This window comes from Halanaerocella petrolearia, from assembly GCF_054657875.1.
In genome coordinates this window covers 29,755-51,270 of the sequence record NZ_BAAHXW010000001.1, presented here as the reverse complement: position 1 = coordinate 51,270, position 21,516 = coordinate 29,755, and the positions used below count along the sequence as shown (strand labels likewise).

At 30.9% G+C, this 21,516-nt stretch carries 24 protein-coding genes; 3 read left to right on the top strand and 21 right to left on the bottom strand.

Annotation, left to right across the window (positions count from 1 at the left end):
* Positions 1–5: 5 nt before the first annotated feature.
* The 4 genes from ACYQ39_RS00265 to ACYQ39_RS00250 form a co-directional block, all read right to left on the bottom strand.
* Positions 6–1,553, bottom strand: a complete 1,548-nt coding sequence (locus ACYQ39_RS00265; RefSeq protein ID WP_459839870.1) for a hypothetical protein — start codon at positions 1,551–1,553, stop codon at positions 6–8.
* 15 nt (positions 1,554–1,568) lie between these two features.
* Positions 1,569–2,576 (bottom strand): galactose-1-phosphate uridylyltransferase, encoded by a 1,008-nt coding sequence (galT, locus tag ACYQ39_RS00260; RefSeq protein ID WP_459839869.1) that lies wholly within the window; start codon positions 2,574–2,576, stop codon positions 1,569–1,571.
* Between the two features lie 153 nt (positions 2,577–2,729).
* On the bottom strand, positions 2,730–4,094 hold the full coding sequence (gene murC / locus ACYQ39_RS00255; RefSeq protein ID WP_459839868.1) for a UDP-N-acetylmuramate--L-alanine ligase: 1,365 nt from the start codon (positions 4,092–4,094) through the stop codon (positions 2,730–2,732).
* A 119-nt stretch (positions 4,095–4,213) separates the two neighbouring features.
* Positions 4,214–5,887, bottom strand: a complete 1,674-nt coding sequence (locus ACYQ39_RS00250; RefSeq protein WP_459839867.1) for a FlgT C-terminal domain-containing protein — start codon at positions 5,885–5,887, stop codon at positions 4,214–4,216.
* A 321-nt stretch (positions 5,888–6,208) separates the two neighbouring features.
* Here ACYQ39_RS00250 and ACYQ39_RS00245 point away from each other — a divergent pair, with 321 nt between their 5' ends.
* Positions 6,209–6,793, top strand: coding sequence for a metal-dependent hydrolase (locus ACYQ39_RS00245; protein WP_459839866.1), 585 nt, complete (start codon positions 6,209–6,211; stop codon positions 6,791–6,793).
* Positions 6,794–6,823: 30 nt separating this feature from the next.
* On the opposite strand, the gene ACYQ39_RS00240 is transcribed toward ACYQ39_RS00245, so the two are convergent.
* From ACYQ39_RS00240 to ACYQ39_RS00190, 11 genes are all read right to left on the bottom strand, one after another.
* Positions 6,824–9,157: an adenosylcobalamin-dependent ribonucleoside-diphosphate reductase gene (locus tag ACYQ39_RS00240; protein WP_459839865.1), complete on the bottom strand. Its 2,334-nt coding sequence runs from the start codon at positions 9,155–9,157 to the stop codon at positions 6,824–6,826.
* Between the two features lie 134 nt (positions 9,158–9,291).
* The gene (locus ACYQ39_RS00235; RefSeq protein ID WP_459839864.1) at positions 9,292–9,579 is read right to left on the bottom strand and encodes a metal-sensitive transcriptional regulator; all 288 of its coding nucleotides are present in this window, start codon (positions 9,577–9,579) and stop codon (positions 9,292–9,294) included.
* A 31-nt stretch (positions 9,580–9,610) separates the two neighbouring features.
* Positions 9,611–10,021 carry a C-GCAxxG-C-C family protein gene (locus ACYQ39_RS00230; protein ID WP_459839863.1) on the bottom strand — a complete coding sequence of 137 codons (411 nt, stop codon included), beginning with the start codon at positions 10,019–10,021 and terminating at the stop codon, positions 9,611–9,613.
* Between the two features lie 72 nt (positions 10,022–10,093).
* Positions 10,094–10,417 (bottom strand): thioredoxin, encoded by a 324-nt coding sequence (gene trxA, locus ACYQ39_RS00225; protein ID WP_487247287.1) that lies wholly within the window; start codon positions 10,415–10,417, stop codon positions 10,094–10,096.
* A 104-nt stretch (positions 10,418–10,521) separates the two neighbouring features.
* Positions 10,522–10,962 (bottom strand): DMT family transporter, encoded by a 441-nt coding sequence (locus tag ACYQ39_RS00220; RefSeq protein WP_459839862.1) that lies wholly within the window; start codon positions 10,960–10,962, stop codon positions 10,522–10,524.
* 132 nt (positions 10,963–11,094) lie between these two features.
* On the bottom strand, positions 11,095–11,358 hold the full coding sequence (locus ACYQ39_RS00215) for an HPr family phosphocarrier protein (RefSeq protein ID WP_459839861.1): 264 nt from the start codon (positions 11,356–11,358) through the stop codon (positions 11,095–11,097).
* Between the two features lie 35 nt (positions 11,359–11,393).
* Positions 11,394–11,879 (bottom strand): PTS sugar transporter subunit IIA, encoded by a 486-nt coding sequence (locus ACYQ39_RS00210; protein ID WP_459839860.1) that lies wholly within the window; start codon positions 11,877–11,879, stop codon positions 11,394–11,396.
* A gap of 158 nt (positions 11,880–12,037) precedes the next feature.
* Positions 12,038–13,531 (bottom strand): glucose-specific PTS transporter subunit IIBC, encoded by a 1,494-nt coding sequence (gene ptsG, locus ACYQ39_RS00205; RefSeq protein ID WP_459839859.1) that lies wholly within the window; start codon positions 13,529–13,531, stop codon positions 12,038–12,040.
* Positions 13,532–13,962: 431 nt separating this feature from the next.
* Positions 13,963–14,451 (bottom strand): PTS sugar transporter subunit IIA, encoded by a 489-nt coding sequence (locus ACYQ39_RS00200; protein ID WP_459839858.1) that lies wholly within the window; start codon positions 14,449–14,451, stop codon positions 13,963–13,965.
* A gap of 74 nt (positions 14,452–14,525) precedes the next feature.
* Positions 14,526–15,395: a glucose PTS transporter transcription antiterminator GlcT gene (gene glcT, locus ACYQ39_RS00195; RefSeq protein ID WP_459839857.1), complete on the bottom strand. Its 870-nt coding sequence runs from the start codon at positions 15,393–15,395 to the stop codon at positions 14,526–14,528.
* A 289-nt stretch (positions 15,396–15,684) separates the two neighbouring features.
* Positions 15,685–16,224, bottom strand: coding sequence for a stage V sporulation T C-terminal domain-containing protein (locus tag ACYQ39_RS00190; protein WP_459839856.1), 540 nt, complete (start codon positions 16,222–16,224; stop codon positions 15,685–15,687).
* A gap of 219 nt (positions 16,225–16,443) precedes the next feature.
* Between ACYQ39_RS00190 and ACYQ39_RS00185 the strand changes: the two genes are divergently transcribed.
* Positions 16,444–16,566: a hypothetical protein gene (locus ACYQ39_RS00185; RefSeq protein ID WP_459839855.1), complete on the top strand. Its 123-nt coding sequence runs from the start codon at positions 16,444–16,446 to the stop codon at positions 16,564–16,566.
* Positions 16,567–16,619: 53 nt separating this feature from the next.
* Here ACYQ39_RS00185 and ACYQ39_RS00180 read toward each other — a convergent pair whose 3' ends face one another.
* The 6 genes from ACYQ39_RS00180 to ACYQ39_RS00155 all read right to left on the bottom strand — a co-directional run bounded on the left by ACYQ39_RS00180 (position 16,620) and on the right by ACYQ39_RS00155 (position 20,648).
* On the bottom strand, positions 16,620–16,853 hold the full coding sequence (locus tag ACYQ39_RS00180) for a hypothetical protein (protein ID WP_459839854.1): 234 nt from the start codon (positions 16,851–16,853) through the stop codon (positions 16,620–16,622).
* A gap of 18 nt (positions 16,854–16,871) precedes the next feature.
* Positions 16,872–17,120: a hypothetical protein gene (locus ACYQ39_RS00175; protein ID WP_459839853.1), complete on the bottom strand. Its 249-nt coding sequence runs from the start codon at positions 17,118–17,120 to the stop codon at positions 16,872–16,874.
* Positions 17,121–17,177: 57 nt separating this feature from the next.
* Positions 17,178–19,460, bottom strand: coding sequence for an MSCRAMM family protein (locus ACYQ39_RS00170; protein ID WP_459839852.1), 2,283 nt, complete (start codon positions 19,458–19,460; stop codon positions 17,178–17,180).
* A gap of 181 nt (positions 19,461–19,641) precedes the next feature.
* Positions 19,642–19,902 (bottom strand): hypothetical protein, encoded by a 261-nt coding sequence (locus ACYQ39_RS00165; protein ID WP_459839851.1) that lies wholly within the window; start codon positions 19,900–19,902, stop codon positions 19,642–19,644.
* Between the two features lie 97 nt (positions 19,903–19,999).
* Positions 20,000–20,161 (bottom strand): rubredoxin, encoded by a 162-nt coding sequence (gene rd, locus ACYQ39_RS00160; RefSeq protein ID WP_459839850.1) that lies wholly within the window; start codon positions 20,159–20,161, stop codon positions 20,000–20,002.
* Positions 20,162–20,261: 100 nt separating this feature from the next.
* Positions 20,262–20,648: a PadR family transcriptional regulator gene (locus ACYQ39_RS00155; protein ID WP_459839849.1), complete on the bottom strand. Its 387-nt coding sequence runs from the start codon at positions 20,646–20,648 to the stop codon at positions 20,262–20,264.
* A 218-nt stretch (positions 20,649–20,866) separates the two neighbouring features.
* On the opposite strand from ACYQ39_RS00155, the gene ACYQ39_RS00150 reads away from it, so the two are divergent.
* Positions 20,867–21,148 (top strand): hypothetical protein, encoded by a 282-nt coding sequence (locus ACYQ39_RS00150; RefSeq protein WP_459839848.1) that lies wholly within the window; start codon positions 20,867–20,869, stop codon positions 21,146–21,148.
* Positions 21,149–21,516 lie beyond the last annotated feature (368 nt).

Genomic DNA, 21,516 nt, shown 5'->3' with positions numbered 1-21,516 from the left:
TATAGTTATTTTAAATCAGCCAAACAACTAACAATTCCTTGTAGTGGTATCTTTAACCAACTAGGTCTATTATTAACCTCATATAATCCCTCGTACAAAGCTTTCTCTAATTTATATAATGCAATCGATTGCACGATATGGTCATCAGTTGGTAATAGATTTGATTCTCTTCTTACTTGCTTTAGATAAGATTCTAAAAAAGATTCAACAACCTCTTCTTCCCAAATACCAATTGCCTTTAATAAACGGTTATTACTGTTACTATCAGATAAATTATTAAAATAACCAGCATAAGCAGCATAATTATAAGAACGTAGTAACCCCGCTATATCCTTCAGTGGGGAACATTTAGACCTTCTTTCAGATATACTTTTAGTAGGTTCTCCCTCAAAATCAAGAACAATTATATCTGAACCTTGTTTAAGAAGCTGCTCTAAATGCAAATCTCCATGACAACGCATAAAATAACCTAAATCTGATCCTAACTCAAAAATCACTTCTATTAACTGGTCTATATTGTCTTCTCGGGCCAACAATTCTCCAATAACATCCTGTTGCTTTGGCAAATTTTTCTGCCTTAAAGAATCACGTAAAGTATAAAAATTATCCTTTACTTCTTGAGTCCACTTCTGTAACTCATCTTCTCTAGGAGAACGTGGTTTAAATTCTTCTTTATCTATAGAAGCTAAAGCTAGATGCAAATCAGCAATTGTTTCTCCTATATTAGTTGCTAACTTACAATAGTCATTATTATAATCAGCTACTAACTGACTAACTTCTTCTTTACTTTCTTGAATATAATCGAATAATCCTGCTAAATAATCTTGTGTATAAGCCCACAGATCGCCTTCACTTTCTATAAACTCTTGGATTAAATTTATATTATATTCTTTACCTGTTGTATCTTGATAAAGTGTATAACCCTTTATTCTAGGAAATTTATCAAAATCAGTCTTCTGCTGCAAATTTAAGCCAATCTCTAAATCAGGATTAATTCCTGGTTGTAATCTCCGGAAAGTTTTAACTACTTCATCCTCTTTAACTGACGTTATACTATTACTAGAAACATCAGTTAATTTACTGGCAGAATTAACTTCCTGATCAGTAAAATGGTCTGTTAAGAATTTTCCTCCTGTCTCTAATTCCAGTCTATCACCTTTTCGAATAAAACTTTCCATTTTCTGTACATAAGTAAGTTTATGCACTCCATCATAACCATAAACCTGATAATCAGGTCCTACTACTTCTATCCATATTTTAGTATCTAACTTATATTTACTTAATAATAAGGGAAAATAATATTTTTCTTCAAACACCTCATTACTGACTTTATCTAATAACTTAAATTCTAAAATTAATATAGACAATAGTTCTCTCTCATTATCTAATAACTGTGCATTATCAACTATCGCAATATCTTTAATTACAGCATTCTTCTGTTGAAACCATCTTGCTTCTTTAAAAAATGAATTATCTATCTGAGCTATTAAGGAAGGTACTTTTTCCTTTAATTCAGAAAATGAAATATCTATTTCAAATGTTGATGAACCCAATAAACATCCCTCCTTTTATTCTAAATTAACACTAACCAAAGTCTCTGTAGCTATTTCTGGCGGAGTCGGATTAACAAAATTACCAGTACCTAATTCAAAACCAGCTGATATAGATAATCGTGGTAAAATTTCAATATGCCAGTGGTAATCATATTCAGTTTCTCCTATTAAAGAAGCAGTATGTAAGATCAAATTATAAGGTGGTTGTTGCAAACCATTTTCCAATCTTTTCATAGTCTGTTTTAATACTTGTGCCAAATTCCGAGTTTGAGAGGTTGTGATAGCTCCAAAGTTATCATGATGTTCTTTAGGTAAAATCCAAGTTTCAAATGGGTAACGAGAGGCATAAGGATTAAAAACTACAAAATCATCATTTACTTCTATAACTCTCTTATCTTGCTTTAATTCATGATCTATCATCTGACAATATACACATTCTCCCTCTTCTTGATAATAGTCTTTGGCCCCTATTATTTCTTTTTTAATCACTGCTGGTACTAAAGGGGTAGCCATTATCTGCCAATGAGGATGTTCTAAAGAAGCTCCTGCAGCTCCACCAAAATTTTTAAAAATTTGAATATACTTTAGCCTTTCATCTTTTGCTAAACTATTATAGCGATACCTTAAAACTTTAAGAATATCCTCAATATGAGATACATCATGATTACTTAAAGTACTATCATGTACTTGAGATTCAATTAATACCTCTGCTGCACCAACTCCTGCCATCTTATTATAAAATCCAGTTCTATTCTTGCTTAATTCTTCTTCAATATTAAGAGCAGCAAATTTATTAGGAACTACTCTTATTTTCCAATTTGCATTACCTTCTGTTTTATTATGCTTATCTAACACTGCTAAAATCTCTGGTGGAGTATTTTCCTCATTTCCATAACAGAAAGGACATTCTTTCTGATTATGGCTTAATTTATTGTTCTGCTTAAAATCATGAGGTCTTTCACCTCGTTTAGAAGCAATCACTACATTTTCACCTGTAATAATATCTTCTCTTATCTCTGACATTTTTACCCCTCCAAAATATATAACAACTTCATATATTAGAACAATTAATTGTTTAATCTATACTTATTATAACATTGTTACCAAATATTTTCAATAGTTTTGTAAAAAAATAGGAGACAACTAAATGTCTCCTGATGATATAAATAGTCAATCTTAAATTTTTTTAATCCAATTACGAGCAAATTGATCTATATCTCCTGCACCTAAAAAAAGATACATAGCATTGTTATCTTGATTGTATTCAGTTAACCACTTATCTAAATTAGACCACTGATTAATATAAGTAACAGATTTGTCACTTATCAGTTGACTTAATCTTTTCCCTAACTCTTCTAATTCTTTGTCTTCCACTTTTTCTCTTACTTTATAAATTTGATAAATAACTCGCTCATCTAATTCTTGGTTGAGTACTTTTTGGTAATCATCTAACAAATTAGTAGTTCTCAAATACTGATGAGGCTGAAAGATAACTACTTTCTTTTTCTTAGTTTTAATCCGGGCCAAGTTATTAACAACAGCTTCTACTTCACTAGGATGATGGGCATAATCACTAATTACAATCTCTTTATCATTATCTTGTAAAATCTCAAATCTTCTCTTAACTCCTTGCCACTCTCTCAACCCTACTTTAAGTTGTTTAAAAGACAATCCGCAATATCTACCAACTGCAATTGCCTCTAAAGCATGCTTGATATTATAATCTCCCAAAGCAGGTAACTGAAATCTATCAACTTCGCTACCTTGATATTCTAAAGTGAAATAAGAAGTCAACTCTTCTTCTATAATTTCAGTAGCATTATAATCAGCTTTAGAATCATTAATTGCAACTGTTGCTACTTGAGAAGATAATTCTGTAACTGATAGTTCTAACTGTTGTAAAACCTGTTTATTAGTTACTAAATACTCACTTAATCCTCCTACATACTCTCTATAACTAGCCAACATATCATCTAAATCCTGATAAATATCTGGATGATCATATTCAATATTAGTTACTACTCCAATATCAGAAGGATACTGTAAAAATGATTTTCCATACTCATCACCTTCTAATACAAAATAATTTCCTGAGTTAATAGCAAAATTACTATCAAAGTTATTTACAATACCTCCAATAATAAAACTAGGCTTTTTTTCTCCTGCTGATAAGACTTGGGCCAACAAAGCAGAGGTAGTAGTCTTCCCATGGGTTCCTGACGCAGAAATAACTTTCTTTTCAGCTGTAATTAAAGCCAAAGCTCGAGAGCGATTAAGTACTTCTAAATTATACTCTCTTGCTCGCTCCAGTTCTATATTATCTTTAGGAATAGCATCAGAATAGATTACCTTATCTATATTAGAACTAATATTATCTGCAGTATGTCCAATACTTATCTTAGCTCCTTTAGATTTCAATTCTGTAATCAACTCATTCTCTTCTAGATCAGATCCAGTCACTTGATACTCAGATTCAATAAAATACTGGGCAATTGCTGACATAGCAATCCCCCCAATACCTATAATATGAATTCGTTTCACAATATTTATCCTCCTTATCTGCCCCAATCTCTAACATATCTATTCTTTTAACTCACTAATAAGAATAATTATACTTCTCATATGATTTATATTCACTAATTACTCTTTAAAGACCTATTTTAACTACCTGAACTATTTAATTCTTTAAAATAAGGATTCACTTTATAAATATCAATTCTACTATTCTTATCCTTAGTTAATAAAACAAATAATTCATCACCTTCTTGTCTATTAATATTCCCTAAAGCCAAGTCTCTAATTGACCAACTAAAAGATTTACTTTCCCACTTCTTCTTAAATTGATTCTGCTGCCAAGTATAGGCCATTACTCGATTATTACCTTCTTCAGTAGTATAAACCAAAAGTTCTTTCTGTCCATCTAACTCTATATCTGTAATTGCTACAGCAGCACCATATCTTCCTGGTAAAACTGTTTCTAACTCACCTTCTAGAGTATATAACTTGATCTTATATTGATTATCTCCTTGATAAGAAGTAACAATCAATTCTTGTTGGCTATCTTGATCTAAATCCCCTATAGCTATGCGATATCCTTCATTTGATTCTAATTGTAACTTAAAATCTTCTTTATAACCATTCTGTTTTACTATGTTAAATTGTAATTGATGATTATTATTTCTAGTGACTAAATATTGTTTATCGAATAAACTAGCTACTGCTTTAGGACGTTGCTGTCTAAAATCAACTAATTTATTGACTAGATAATTATCTGCTTGCCACTTAAAATTAATTAATTGATTATAGTTTTCAACTACTATTTCAGCAGTCTGATCACCGACTATATCTTCAACTAATAACTTGTAATCATCATACTTGGTTCTATAATAATCGGTTATTCTAGTCTCCTCTAAAAGTTCTTGGCCCTGATAACTTAAAATATTTAGCTTTTGGTCTGTATTAACAATAACCTCTAATTGTGAATTCTGATTAACATTACCTAATTCTATATCTAAAGCTTGATAATTAAGCTGTTTACCTTTAGTTAGTAACTCAAATCTAGGTTGATTCTTCTTAGCTTGTTTCTGATAATAACGAATCAATTTATTAGCTCTATCAACAGTTATTGCTTTCTGTTGAATAGTATTACCTAAATCTACCTTATAAAGTTGTTCATTAATCAAGATTTCATACTCATCAAATAGAATATCTCCTACCATTAATAAATCTAAATTCAGTTTCTTTCCTATTAACTGTAAATCTTCTTTGCCCAATTGCTTAGATAAATCTAATTCATCACATATCTGTTCTATTTTTTTTTGAGAGATAACAATTAATTTATCTTGTTGTTTCAAGGTTGCTATCATTCGTTCTTGTACTAATTTAGTAAATCCAGATATTAAATTAGAATCAGAAAAATTTACTACTCCAATACGTTTTTTCTGGTTCACTACCTTGTTTCCTATCTTAGGATAACTAGTCTGTCTAATAATTTTAGCTATAGAAAACTGTTGATTTACCTCTTTTAATTCTAATTCTGCTATCTTTGTTTCAATCTCCCCTAATTTTATTCTAGTCACAGGATCTTTGATTAATTTAGTCATCTTCAGTACTTTAAATCTATCTCCACTGACTAAATCATCCTGTTTTCCTATATTGATATAAACTTGCTCTCCTTTCATCTCTATAATATACCCCTGATTAGATTGTAAATAATTATTAACTAATTCAATAGTTAAATGATCTATCCTTTCAGTCAATAGCTGTTGACTATAAGCCAGTTGTTGACCTATCATCAGAACCAACACTATAGATAAAATAATTATCCGCCGCAAATAACCACCTCACTTTCTATATCTCACTTAATTTATTCTAGATTATAAAATTAAATCCTGCTACTCATCTTCTTGCCGTTTAAAATAACAACACCTATCAGTTAAATAAACATGACATTTAAGCTTTTTACAATAAAATCTATCATAAATAAAATAAATACAGTCCTTACAAGCCATCTTATTACCTCCTTCAATTCCAAACAACAATAATATCCCTATGTATAATTAAAATAAATATTGTTTGAAATAATTTCCTACAATCTTATCCATATCTTTGATACAATAAATTATAAATTAAAATAAAAAATTAGGAGGCAGAAAATGACTTACCATACTCATTCATTCTTTGGATTTACACTAGCAATAATTGTAATCAAACTATTAGCAACATTTAACATTTTAGATATTTCCTTTTTAATTACTGGCTCATTATTAGATAGTAGCTTAATTAAGTTCTACATAGCAGCTATTATTGGAGCCTTAATACCTGATATTGATCATGCTAACAGTAAAGCAGGTAAGAAACTGTGGTTTATTAGCAAACCACTTAAACTATTCGGTATCAAGCATCGAGGAGTTACTCATAGCTTATTAGGAATGATCTTATTTGGATTACTAACTAAACAACTAATAGATCTTAACTGGATTGATTTAATTGTCTGGCTTGGACTAATAATTGGCTACTTTAGTCATCTTATTGCTGATATGTTTAATAAACAAGGCGTCCCTCTCTTTTACCCTAATCAACAACGTTTTAAATTCCACACTAATATTACTACTAGCAGTTGGGGAGAAAATCTCTTCTTCTTGATTATAGTTACCTTAACCTTCTTTTTTATCTGTATTGAACGGGGGTATATTGATTTTCAGTTAGGTAACATACCACAGTTTTTTAATTTAAATTAAAAAAAGGAGGCATAATTGCCTCCTTTCTTCTTAACTACAACTACTATATCCACAATTATTACAGAAGTTACAGCCTTCTTTAAAATCCAACTCATAACCACATTCTGGACAAATATTATTTTCTTCTACTGCTACTTCCTTTTGAGCTTCCTCTATTTGAAATTTAGCTTCTTTACAAGCAATATTCCCACACTCTTCACAAGGCTCTTCCTCTTGGCTAACTGCTTCTTCTTTAACTTGTTCTTGTAATTTCTGATTAAGCTCATTAAAACTATGAGATTTATCTATCACTTGTAATGCTCTAGCAACTACATCAGGACAACTTCTTCCTCTTAATTCTTTTCCTTTACCCCTTTGATACATAAAACTTGGACAAGTACTTGTAGATTCAAGTTGATCAATAACTTCTTCAGGAGCAATATCACTTCGTAATGCTAAACTAGTTAATCTACTCACTGCCTCTGTCATCACTTGACATCCACCATCACTACCAGTAGACAAGAATGTCTCTATTGGTTCTCCTTCATCATTAGTATTAATTGTTAAATATAATTTTCCACAACCTGTATCATATTTAATTGTCTCACCAGTTGCTGCTAATGGACGTTTATGAGGATAAATCTTTCCTTTAGCATCAGTAACCTCTTCTGTTGTATCTTCTTTATCCTCTGTACTTAATACTTGTGCCGTTCTACTACCATCTCGATAAACAGTCAATCCTTTACAACCTAATTTATGGGCCAACTTATAAGCTTCTGCTACATCTTCTTTAGTAGCTTCATTAGGAAAATTGATAGTCTTACTTACAGCATTATCAACATGTTGTTGAAAAGCAGCTTGGACCTTAATATGCCACTCTGGCTCAATATCCATAGCAGTAACTAATGCTTTTTCTGGTGCTTCTTCTGTAAAGTCATACTCAAACCAGCTAACATTTCCATCGGCATCAGTATGTGAATACTTAAAGCTAAAGAAAGGTTCAATTCCTCCACTAGTTCCTCCTAAGAAACTAATAGACCCTGTTGGAGCAATAGTCGTTAAGGTAGCATTTCTCTGTGGAACTTCATATTCACTCTCATCAAAAGCAGGAAAAGCTCCTTTCTCGTCTGCTAACTCTTGACTATACTGATGAGCATTATCATTGATAAACTTCATTACCTTCTCTGCCATTTCAACTGCTTCTTTACTATTGTATGGGATTCCTAATCGAATAATTAATTCATGGAAACCCATAACTCCTAAACCAACTTTTCTATACTTTAGTACCTTCTCTTCTATCTCTGGTAATGGATACTTATTAACCGAGACTACATTATCTAAAAATCTAACTGCTAACTTAATAGTCTCCTCTAACTCATCCCATAATACTTCTTCCTCAGCTACAAACTTAGATAAATTAATAGAACCTAAATTACAGGCTTCATTAGGTAATAATGGCTGTTCTCCACATGGATTAGTAGCTTCTACTTCTTCAGTTAATGGATGCTTATCATTAATCTCATCAAGGAAGACAATTCCTGGTTCACCATTCTTCCAAGCATAATTGACAATTAAGTTATATACCTTACGTGCTGGAAGCTGATCAACCTTATCTCCAGTCCGAGGATTAATTAAATCATACTCTTCATCATTTTTTACTGCTTCCATAAAGGCTTCAGTCACAGCTACAGATAAGTTAAAGTTAGCAAACTGATTATCTAATAGCTTTCGTTTATATTCTTCAGTCTTCTGTTCAACTTCATCATCTGATAGAATAGTAGTTTCTAGATTCTCTTTAAAGTCATCATATAACTCTTGATTCTCCTCAGTTAATTCACCTTTAGCATGAATAAAACTTAAAATATCAGGGTGATCAACTCGTAACATTCCCATGTTAGCTCCTCTGCGCTTTCCACCTTGTTTTACAGTGTTAGTTGCTTGATTAAAGACCTTCATAAAACTCAATGGCCCTGAACTAACTCCACCAGTGGATTTTACTACATCATTCTTAGGCCGTAATCTACTGAAAGAAAACCCAGTTCCACCACCACTTTTATGAATTAGGGCAGCATTCTTAACTGCTGTAAAAATTCCTTCCATACTATCTTCAACTGGTAATACAAAACAAGCTGCTAACTGTTGTAGTTCTGCTCCAGCATTCATTAAAGTAGGTGAGTTTGGTAAAAACCTTAATTCTGTCATCAACTGATAAAACTTTTCTTGATATTCTACTTGTAACTCTTCACTCTCTTCTGCACTAGCAATATTTTTAGATACACGTTGAAATAACTCTTTAGGCGTCTCTTTTAAACTTCCCTCTTCATCTCGTTGTAAATATCTCTTTTCTAGCAAATTTATTGCATTTTCCGACAAATCAAATGCCAATTGTAAAACCTCCTCAATAAAATAAATGCACTCTAAATTATAACTGCTAATCTCTTGATTTGCAAATAATAAATAATCTATCTAACAAAAGAACAACCTTGCTATTTAACGTTAGCAAGGTTAACTTAATTCCATTAATCTTTTTTAGTAAATTTTAATACTGTATCTAAAGTTTCCTTAACTGCCACCTCTAAATCTTCCTCTTCTCTAATTGATTCGGCAATACATTGACAAGCATCATTCTCTAATAATGATAAACCTATCTTATTTAATGAAGATTTAATAGCAGAAAGTTGAATTAATACTTCTTGGCAGTCTTTATCCTCTTCTACCATACGTTCTACACCTTCAATATGACCTTTAACTGTCTTTAATCTAGTCAATAATTCTTTCTTTAACTTCTCATTTTCACTAGTTGCCATTAAACTCACTCCTGAAGAGATAATTTATATTTTAACTAGCAACATCTCTATTTTCTTCAGCTATAATTTCTTCTAACAACTTAGCTGCTTTATCAACTACATAACTACATTTATTATCTTTATCAAAGTATTTACCTATTAATTCTTTACAAGTAACTGTCTCTAATTCTTCTTCAAAATTTTTAATAAATTCTTTAGTAATACTAGAAGCAGAACTATCTTCCTCTAAACTAGCTCGTCCATAAAAGTAATTAATTATCATAATTGAACCTATAACTGATCCACAAGTCTTACCACTGCTCATACCACCTTGAAATCCTGTTGCCAAACGTAATATATCTTGGTCTAATTCTAAATTGTATCCTTCATTAACTGCTTGCAAAATAGCTTCAGAACAACTATAGCCTTGTTGATAATATTCTATTGCTTTATCTGATAGCATATAAACCTCTCCTTATCTAGCCAAAAAATAGTACATAATTTAAGGGTGGATTTAAATCCACCCTTAATAAATCTATTTGATTTCATTTATCTTAGCAACTAAATCTTCTTTACCCGAGAATCCAACCTGTCTATCTACAGTTTCACCATCTTTAAAGAAGACAAGATTTGGAATACTTGTTACTTGATATTCTTGGGCCAAAGATTGGTTATTATCTACATTTACCTTAGCTACCTTAACATCATCATACTCTTCAGCTAATTCTTCTAAAACTGGAGCAATCATCTTACATGGCCCACACCATGGTGCCCAAAAATCAACTACCACTGGTACATCAGACTCTAAAACCTCTGCTTTAAAATCTGTTTCAGCTACTTTAATAATATTATCTGCCATTACTATCACCTCATCTTTGTTTTACCCCCTCCTAGGGGGGTCAGATATATTTTATCTAATTAATTAGGAAAAATCAAGCCATTCAACTATTTTTTATAATAATTTCACTGGATTAATAATAACCGAACTCCTAGAGCCAAAAATAATACCCCCAAGCCATGAAGCCACTGAAAAGAAATCTGCTTTAACCCCCACAGTCCTAAATGATCAATTATTACTGCAGTCAAAATCTGAGCTGCTACAATAGCTGTCGTAGCATTCCCTACTCCTAGCTGAGAAATGCTAAATAATACTCCATATAAAATTACTACATTCAATATCCCACCTAGATAACTATACCAAGGAGCAAAAGATAAATTACTTAAATCACCTTTTCCTAAATTAAAGACTAATAAAATTACTAATAACATAAGAGCTATTATATGAACAACTAAAGTAGCCTCTAATTCTCCAATTGTCTTTCCTAGCACTGAATTGAGGGAACCTTGAATTGCCATTGACATTCCAGCAACTATAGCCACTAAAAAAAATAACCAATTATCCATTTAGCCACTCCTTTGTATTATATCTTTAACACTTAGTTTTAGAGAATTTATTTATTTTATTCTTATCTAATTATTTTTTATATAAACAAAAAAATAAAAAGCATCTGGGATATCCCAGATGCTTAGAGTAGATTACTCTCCAAAACCATCTTCAATTAATTCTACTAAAGCTGTTACTGCTACTTCTTCATCTTCACCTTCAGCTTTAATAGTAACTTCTGTACTCTGATTAACTCCTAAACTCATAATTCCCATAATACTCTTAGCACTTACCTCTTTATCATCTTTGATGATATCTACATCTGCATTGAATTTATTGGCTTCTTGTACAATCATAGAAGCCGGTCGCGCATGAATTCCAGTTTCATTATTAACCATAACTTTTTCTTTCTTCATTAATAATTCACTCCTATCTATATCTTAATGTTTTATTAAAGTGTAATTGTCAATACTTCATCTTGGCCAGCAGTAACTTGTTTATTATTAGCTATTTCAAGCTCTTCTACTTCATCCATATTAGTTACTAATACCGGAGTTACTAGAGCAGTTGCATTCTCTTTAATATAATCTAAATCTATCTTAATCAACTTGTCTCCTGGCTCTACCTTAGCTCCTTCATCAATTAGTTTCTCGAAGCCTTCTCCATTTAATTCAACTGTATTAATACCAATATGTACTAACAATTCCACACCTTCAGGTGTTTCAATTCCTACAGCATGCTTAGTAGGAAATACCTGTTTAACTACTCCTTCTACAGGAGACACTAAAGTATCTTCTGTTGGTTTAATAGCCAAACCATCTCCTACTACTCGATTAGCAAATACATCATCAGGTACTTCAGATAAATCTACTATCTCACCTGTCAGTGGTGCAGTTAATTTTAATTCTTTTTTATCTTTACCAAAAATATTAAACATTTACCCTTTACCTCCTTATGAACTTATACTTCTTATGTATTAATAATAATTTTATATTATCATTAAATAAAAATCAAGTTATAATAAACCAATTTAACAAAATAATAACCTAAACTAATTAAAAGGACAGACACAAAGGTCTGTCCTTAATAAATATATTATAATAACTTCTTAATTTTATCTTTTAGAGCGTCAGATTTTGGACCAAAGATAGCTTGCACAGCTCCGCCACCTGGTTTCATTACACCAGAAGCTCCTAAATTTTTAAGCTTATCATCATCTACTTTGTCCGGATCAACAGTTGATACTCTTAGACGAGTAATGCAAGCATCAATATCTTCAATATTTTCTGCTCCACCTAAAGCTTCAAGAATCTGTGCCGGTTTGCTTTGACCATCATTATCATCATCAGATGGATTAGACATTACTGCACCAGCAGCAGACTCAACTTCTCCTTCTTCACGTCCAGGAGTCTTTAAGTCCCACTTTCTGATTGCAAATCTAAATCCAAAGTAGTAAATAACTGCAAGCACTAAACCAACAAAGATTGCTCTCCACCATGGAGTCATACCTGGCATTACACCAAAAACAATGAAGTCAATAAGTCCTCCAGAGAAAGTCATACCGATTCGTACATTTAACATATTCATTAACATGAAAGATAGACCAGCAAATATAACATGAATACCATATAATACTGGAGCAACAAAAAGGAATGAGAACTCAAGTGGTTCTGTAATTCCTGTTAAGAAAGATGTTAAAGCAGCAGAGAATAAAATACCACCAACAACCTTCTTCTTACTCTCTTTTGCTTCGTGATACATAGCAAGTGCTGCAGCTGGCAGTCCAAACATCATGAATGGAAACTTACCAGTCATAAACTTACCTGCGCCTTGATAAGTTTCAGAACTGAAGTTCTGCACTCCATCTTTTAACATTGCAAACCAGATTGCCTGGTCACCACTAATAGTTTTTCCAGCTTCATTAACATACTCACCGAATTCAAACCAGAATGGAGAATAGAAAATATGATGTAAACCAAATGGAATTAAAGCTCTTTCAAAGATACCAAATAAGAAAGTAGCAACATTTGTATTAGTCTCATTAGCTAAATAAGATAATGCCTGAAGTCCGTCCTGTACAGGTGCCCAAATCGTTGGCATAATTAAACCTACTACAAATGCCACAACTGCTGTAACAATTGGCACAAATCGTTTACCAGCAAAGAAACCTAAGAAGTCAGGTAGTTCCATATCATAATATCTATTATACATGGCAGCTGCAATAATACCAGCAATCAAACCACCAAAGACTCCTGTCTGTAAAGTAGGAATACCTATAACTTCTGCATAACGATTACTACTAGCTACCATCTCTGATGTTACGCCAGCCATTTGGCCCATAGTAGTATTTAGAATTAAAAAGGACACAATAGAAGCTAAACCAGCAACACCAGCATCTCCAGCTAGTCCAATAGCTGATCCTACTGCAAATAATAGAGCCAAGTTACCAAAGATAACATTACCTGCTTGCTCCATCATTGTAATACCTAACTTATTACCAAAAGCTAATAATAGTCCTGCTGCTGGTAGGATTGCTACCGGCGTCATTAATGCTTTACCAACTTTTTGTAGTTTCTTAAATGCTTTCATTTAAGAATCCTCCTTAAATTTTTTAATTTAAGAAAGAACTCTTATTAGTCTTATATACACTTATTTCTTTCTTAGAATATTGAGAATATTAATAAAATTATAACCGGTTAAAATCTAAGATGTTGCAACATCAACTATAAGCTTCATACCAGGCATATTATTTGTTATAATCAAAGTATATTATACCCATTATTATACTTCTTATATGAAGCTTTTTAAAAATATAAAAAGAGCTAGAAAAAGGCATAAAATCCCCTAATAATATAACGGGAATAACCTATACCTCCTTCTAGCTCATGCCTGCTTAACCAGTAACACGCTAGTTTAGAGTTATATTAATTTTTCAACTTCAATTATATTATACATGTTAGTTCTTATTTTGTCAATATATTTCTAACTTTTTATTAAATTTCAACATTAAACCACAGAAATTATTTTACTTTAACTGTTAATACTTCATCATCGCCAGCAGTCACTTGACCAACATCAGCCACTGTTATTTCTTCTATTTCATCCATATTAGTTACTAAAAATGGAGTTACTATAGCAGTTGCATTATCTTTAATATAATCTGCATCAAATCTGATCAATTCATCTCCTGGTTTTACCTCAGTTCCCTCATCAACTAATTTTTCAAAACCTTCTCCATTTAATTCAACTGTATTGATACCAATGTGCATTAATAACTCTATACCTTGAGAAGTCTCTAATCCAACTGCATGTTTAGTAGGAAATACTTGTTTTACTACTCCTTCTACAGGAGCCACTAATGTGTCTGCTGTAGGTTCAATAGCTAATCCATCACCTACTGCCTTAGTAGCAAATACATCATCAGGTACTTCAGATAAGTCTACTACCTTTCCAGTTAAAGGTGCGACTAATTTTACTTCTTCCTCTTTACTACCAAAAATATTAAACATATCTTATTTTACCCCCTCTGATTTAATCAATTATTAGTTTGCCACATTATTAATTTTATATTATAAAGTCAATCTTAAGCTAAATCTTTCTCTAATCTCTGTAAATGCATGGCTAAATATCCAATCTCATCCTCTGGAACTTTATAATCTAATTTTTCTTCAATTAACTTAACTAATTTAGCAGCTAATTGATAAGAATCTGTAAAATCACTTCTAATATTATCTAATAAAGGGTTTTCATTAATCTTATCTTGCTCTATTCTCTCTAAAGCAAATCTTAAATGAGTTACTAATCGGGCATAATTTAAGCTCTGATAAGATAATTCAAGCCCTAATTCTTCTTCTACTAGCCTAACCATCTTTCCAATCAATGTGGTATATTTTATTGTTTTAGACATTCCTCTATTTTCTCTAGCTCCATGAATATGTAAAGTAATAAAACCAATCTCTTCTCTAGGAATAGATATATCAAGTCTATCTTCTATCATTTTAACAGCCTTTTTAGCCAACTGATACTCTTTGCTATATAAAGTTTTGGTTTCAGGTAAAAAAGGATTAGCTATTTCTATACCTTCATTAATTCGACTTAATACAGAACCAATATGGTCTGCTAAACCAATATGAATATGGCTATTTAATTCTTCGTCTAATTCAGTAGAGACCATAGCTATAATTTCTTCAGTCAACCCAATTATCTCTTCATCAACTGTATCGACTAATTGTTGATATGCTTTTTCTTTTTCCTGTTCAACTGGAATGAACTCTCTTTCAATTTCAACTTCATCTGCTGAAATAATATCTCCTTTATCTTTAGCAAAACCTAATCCTTTTCCAATCAACACAAACTCTTCTTCATGATCATTTTCTCTGACTGCTAGTACAACATTATTATTAAAAATCTTCTTAATTTGATATTGATATTTCTCATCACCAAGCTTGGTCATTTTAACCTTCCTCCTATTTACTTACAACTACTGGCCAGAATACATTATTATAAATAAAAAAGACTAGGCAAAGATATAAATACACCATTCTTATAATAGAAAATGACATACTTATACCTTTCCCTAGCTAATGCCTAATAATTCAGTAACACGCTAGTTAAAATAACTTTTTAGTGCTTTCTTAGCACATTCATATTATAGTAACTAATATAATCAATGTCAAGAAACTATATAAAATTAATTGCTAACAATAGAAAAAAGGGTGCTTAAAAGCACCCTATACCGTACCTTATAGACCTAACTTCTTACTAATTACCTTAGCAGTAATTGTACTTATCTTCTTTTCAAAATCACCTAGTTCTTTCTCTTTAGAAGATAATATAACTGCTCCTAAAATATCTCCTTGCTTAACAACTGGGGTAACCAACAATGAACCTAATTTATCCTCTTTTGTTCGAAAGTCAATACATAAGTCTTCATCTCCTGCATTAGAAATTAAATCAGATTTTCTTGATTTAATTATTTCCTTAACTTTTTCTCCTAATGAATGTCCTTTATATTCTTCTAATAGAGAAGATGTTTCAACAATCTTATCAGTATCTACAATAATAACATTACAATCTGTCGTCTCTTCTAATGTATCTATATAACTTTTTAAATTCCCAAGCTCTTTAACTGGACTATACTTCTTTAAAACAACTGTATCATCTTCATCAACAAAAATTTCTAATGTATTTCCATTATTAATCTTCATTTTTGTTCTAATCTCTTTAGGAATTACTACTCTACCTAGGTTGTCAATCTTACGTACAATCCCTGTTGCTCTCATTATTACCCCTCCTAACTTTTTATATAGTATATTACTTTAATCTTAATTTTATTCTAATTTTATCTTGCTATTTAAAGTACTGCTAATTAAATTACTAACCTATTTTCATTCTTCTATCTGTTTTTACAAAATTTATAAATGAACTTTATTGTATGTTATTTTCTAGCATAAATAATAATAAGTAATGTAGCAGATAATAATTAAAGGAGCTGATCTAATATGAGTCATACTAATCAAGATACCAATTCATTAAAACAACTTATCAAAGAAGAAATATCAATGAAAGAATATATTCAGTCTCTATTTGATTTAGCTGCTGAAAGAGAAAGATATTACCAATAAGATAACTGCTATACATGAAATGGGTCCCTCTCATGTGAGAGGGACCCATTATCTTAAATTCGTCTATTCTCTTCTACTTGGGCATCTAATAACTCTTTATCAATAGTAGAAAAATCATTCTTAAGTTCAATCAGATCTTCTTGGGCCAAAATTTGACTTACTTCAGCTAAACTTTCCCGCTTATGCTCTGGTAGGCTATTAATAAACTCTCTAACTTCTTCTTCTGAGGCTTTATACTCAAACTTAACTCCACCATACTTCAAAAAATGATCAGGACTATTAGCCATAATCTCTCCCCCTGTCAGTTATATATCACTTTCTCCTATCTCTCTTTCATATTCAATATAATACTTAAGATTATTAATAACTGCTGTAACCAACTCTTTATCTTCTACTTCTTCTAAAGTATTATCACTATCTACTTCATCAACATAACTTAAATGATTATTCTTTGGTAGCTGGTCAAATCGAGGCATAATTATTTCACTTCTTACCTCATTATAGAGATCTGGATAGGCCTTTAATCGACTAATCAATTCTTCTTTAAAACTCACTTTGTCACCCCAGTTTATATTATTTGCAAAATAGATTATAAATATTAAATTCAGTAGTTAATTTTTTGGTTTTCTAATAATTATTACTCCAATTTCACCTTTAATATCAGCCGGACGTTTGATAATTACCATACCTTCTTGATCAGTAATTTTAAAATAATTAACTCCTAATTTATTGATCTCTTTCTTCTTTAAATTAGGACTCATCTGTAAATCAAATTTAGAATAATTATAAACTTGATTATCAACACCCTCTATAGTATCAGTTAAATTAGTAGTTACCCAATTAAGATAAATCTTATTAAATCTTCTACCTGTATAATCTTCTATTACATCTCTAGGAGATTGAGAACTAATCATAATCTTATTTAATAACTCTTTGCCATATTGATCTAATAAATAATTAACAAATAAAGAAGATCCTCCTATATAAGGCAAGCTACCATCTTGCACTAACAGGTTTACTTCTTCAGTGTTATTTAAATAACCATAATCTTTACTATATACCCAACCATTACCATGATCTTGTGACCAACCTTTTTTCTCCGGGTTAATATAGCCTAATAATTGAGGAGCTAGTTGAGCCATACCTTGATTTATCCAAGCATCATTAGTTATTCTTCCAGCTTTTGCTTTAGCTGTAAAAAAGTTTAAATGTTGATATTGATGAGTTGCTGCCGTTAATAAAGTATTTTTAGTACGATCAGCATTTAAATAGAAGATAGGAACTTCATTACCTAAGTCAGGGTATAGATCTGCTGGATCAAAATAACCTGTCATATGATAATCAGAAAAATCAGTTAATAAAATAGCTGTCTTATTTTGATTATTCTTATTAGCTATTTGAGGGTGAATTCTATTATCAAACTGAGAAACCAACTTATCAACCTTTTGCTGTCTAATCTCTACTTGATTATCCACAAAAACATAGACATGTTTACCTATTGCTGCTAAAGTAGCTGTTACATTCTTTTCTTTAACTTTACTTGGCATTTCAAATTCTTCAGTATCACCTATTGAATAATCTAAATTAGAAACAGCAAAATCAGACCCATACCTTTTAATTAATTTATTTCCTTTTCTTCTTACTTTGTAAATAAGGTTATGAGGTATGTTGGCCCAATCCAAATATGATAAAGCTACAACTACCTCTTCGTCTTTAACTAAATTTTCAACTGCTATTGTCTTATTTTTATTTTGATTTCCAATTAAATACTGACGAACTCTACCACCTTTAACAATTACATCTAACTGCATTTCTTTCTGATCAAGTTTTAATTTTTTAGACCAATCTTGATATCCCTTTCGTGAAATATTAACTTCATACTTTCCAGTTGCTAAGTCTAAAAACTCTACTTCACTTCCTTGTTTCTTACTTTTAACTTTACCATTCTTTTTTAAAATAACTTGTGTCGATAATTTATTATGATTAACATCAGTAATATTTATTTTTAAATCACCATTATCAATCTTTTGACCATCATTTTCCATTCTTTTCTTTTTCAAGTTTATAACTAATAAATCATCTTGATTTATAATTAACTCTTCTGTTATTTTTCTGTATCCTTTCTTTGTTACTTTAACCTGATACTTTCCAGGACTTAGATCCTTTATTTGTAATAGACCAAGTTGCTGTGTCTCTCTAGTAATTGTTTTATTATCATCTGTAACTGTTATCTGTGCATCTAACATCTTACCCGACTTATCTTTAACCATAATTGTTGCATCAAATTTTTCTATTTCTTTTTTCTTTAAAGGAATACGAACCGTTAAATCTTCATCTTTAATCTCAAACTCTTCAGTTGCTCCTATATATCCATCCTTTGTTACTTTAAGCTTATACTTATCTGGAGGTAACTGTTTTATCTGTGATACTCCTTCTATATTTATCTCTTTACTTATCGTCTTATCGCTATTTATTACTGTTGCTTTAGCCTCTAATTTGTTACCTTCTCTATCTTTAACTTTAATTGTTGCATCAAAATTCTTTTTTTTCAAAGTTATAGAAATTATTGCATCTTTGCTTTGATTTAATAAATTCCCTGAATCTAAAGAAGTTAATGATTTACTAATCTTCTTATAACCCCTTTTAGTAACTGTTAACTGATAATTCTTAAGATCTTTAACTAATAGTTTTTTAGAAACCAACCCATTTTTATCAGTAACTGCTTCAGTTTGATCATTAAATCTTACCTTAGCATTTTTTACTGGCTGCCCTTGCTGATCTGTTACTTGAACATTCACATTTACTACTTTTTTATTATTACACCCTACAAATATCAACATACTTCCCAATAAAACTACTAATAAAACCAACTGCTTATTTTTTATTCTATCCACTTAACTCCCCCCTTAAATATAAATATACTACTTTCTATTACATAATATTATATATATCCTATTAATACTCCTTGCTTACTAATGAAAATACTAAAATATTAAAAATAAAAAAGCCAGGTATAAACCTGGCTAAAAATCTATGTTTGAGGGGGGGCTGGGGAATCTCCCCCACGATACTTAATTAAAATAAATTCAAAAAATCATCATCAATCATTTGACTTAAATTATTCTCTACTTCCTCTCTTCCTGTTTTATAACTATCCTTTACTGTATTTTCAAAAATATCATCAAATAAAGATTTAATCATCAACATCTCTAAACTATTAAATCCATCATTTTCTACTTCCGCTTCTTTGAATATATTTAACATATCATGAGCAACTTGTAAGCAATAATTACCATCAACAAACCCCTGCATTCTTTCACCATTATTTAATTGCATTCTATCCCCCCTCAATTCTATTATTTGCAACTTATCTAATATTATTTAAGTAAAATAAAAAGGAGCTGATTTTCATCAGCTCCTTACTAGTTACTAATTAATCAACCTTCTCAAACATATCCTTTCCTACACCACAAACTGGACATGTCCAATCTTCTGGTAGTTCTTCAAAGGAAGTTCCAGGTTCAATTCCATTATCTGGATCGCCTTCTTCAGGATCATACACGTATCCACAAACTGTACATTCGTACTTATCCATATGTATCCCTCCTATTAAATTAGTAACAATTACTATTATTAATATAATATATCAATCACTCACTGTCAAGTATTAATTTTACCTATTAATCTTTAAAATATCAAATTTCTCCGCTATAAATTTCTCCAATGGCCGTATCTACAATCTTACGTGCATCTCTAAAAGAACTTTTATATTTAATTTTCATCTTCTCTAAATGCTTAGCCCCTTCTTCTGTTAACCGATAATAACGAATAGATCTTTTATCTGGTTCATCCCACCATGCTTCTAGATAACCCTCTTCTTCCATTTCTCTAAGTAATGGATAAACCATTCCTCGTGATGGTTTCCATCGTGTACCCATCTGTTCATTAATTGTATCTAAGATCTTTTGTCCATACATCTTCCCATATTTATCAGTTAAATGCAGAATATAAATTGAAGTAAAAGCTGTAGTACTAATTTTAGCTGGAAATTGGCGATTTAACTTACCTTTATAGTCAGACAACTTAATCCCTCCATTCATTATTATTTTATTACTAATTATATTATTAAATACTTGATTTCTAAATCCTTCCTAAAAACAATAATATCAACTATTAAACTATAATTAGATCACCAAAAAATTTATTATCTGATTTTAATTACAAAAGTAAGGTTTGATTATTTATTATAAAATTATAATAATCTGAACAAACTATTAAAAATGAAAGGAGGCAATATAATATGGGAATGACAGAAGGATCGGATAAATATGAAGAAGTAAGCCACTCGCATAAAGATAATCCAGCCGACCCAGCCAATGACCTAGCTAGTAGTAAAGAGTTTGTTGAGCAGGTATTAGGAGCAAAACAATATCAAGATGAAACTCCAAAAGGCTATCCTGATGGTCATAGCATGCCAGCCTTATTTGGGTGGATAACATCAGAATATCAGCGAGAGATAACTAATGATTTAGTAGAAATGGGAAAAAATATTACCCCTAAAAGCAAGAAAAAAAATAAATAACTACTAGGAAGTAGACCAGACATAACTATGTCTGGTCTATCAAATCAAAGCTACTACTTCATCTAAATTCTCAGCAGTATTAAGTACATGATTATGATCATAACCAAGCACCATTTTCTAATTACTAAAATCCTTGATTAGCTCTTTTATCAACCATAGTTGACTTACTGAAATCAATTAGAGTATTAGCTATTGACTCAATGGATCTTTTGGTATTCATTCTTTATCTATAGGGATATAATAATCTGCATTTATTATTTGATCTCTAACTTTAATATTCCATACTCACTGATCAAAACCAACAAATCCACCATACAAATAATTATCTCTATTATTTTGAACTATATAATATTTTTTAATTTAAAGTA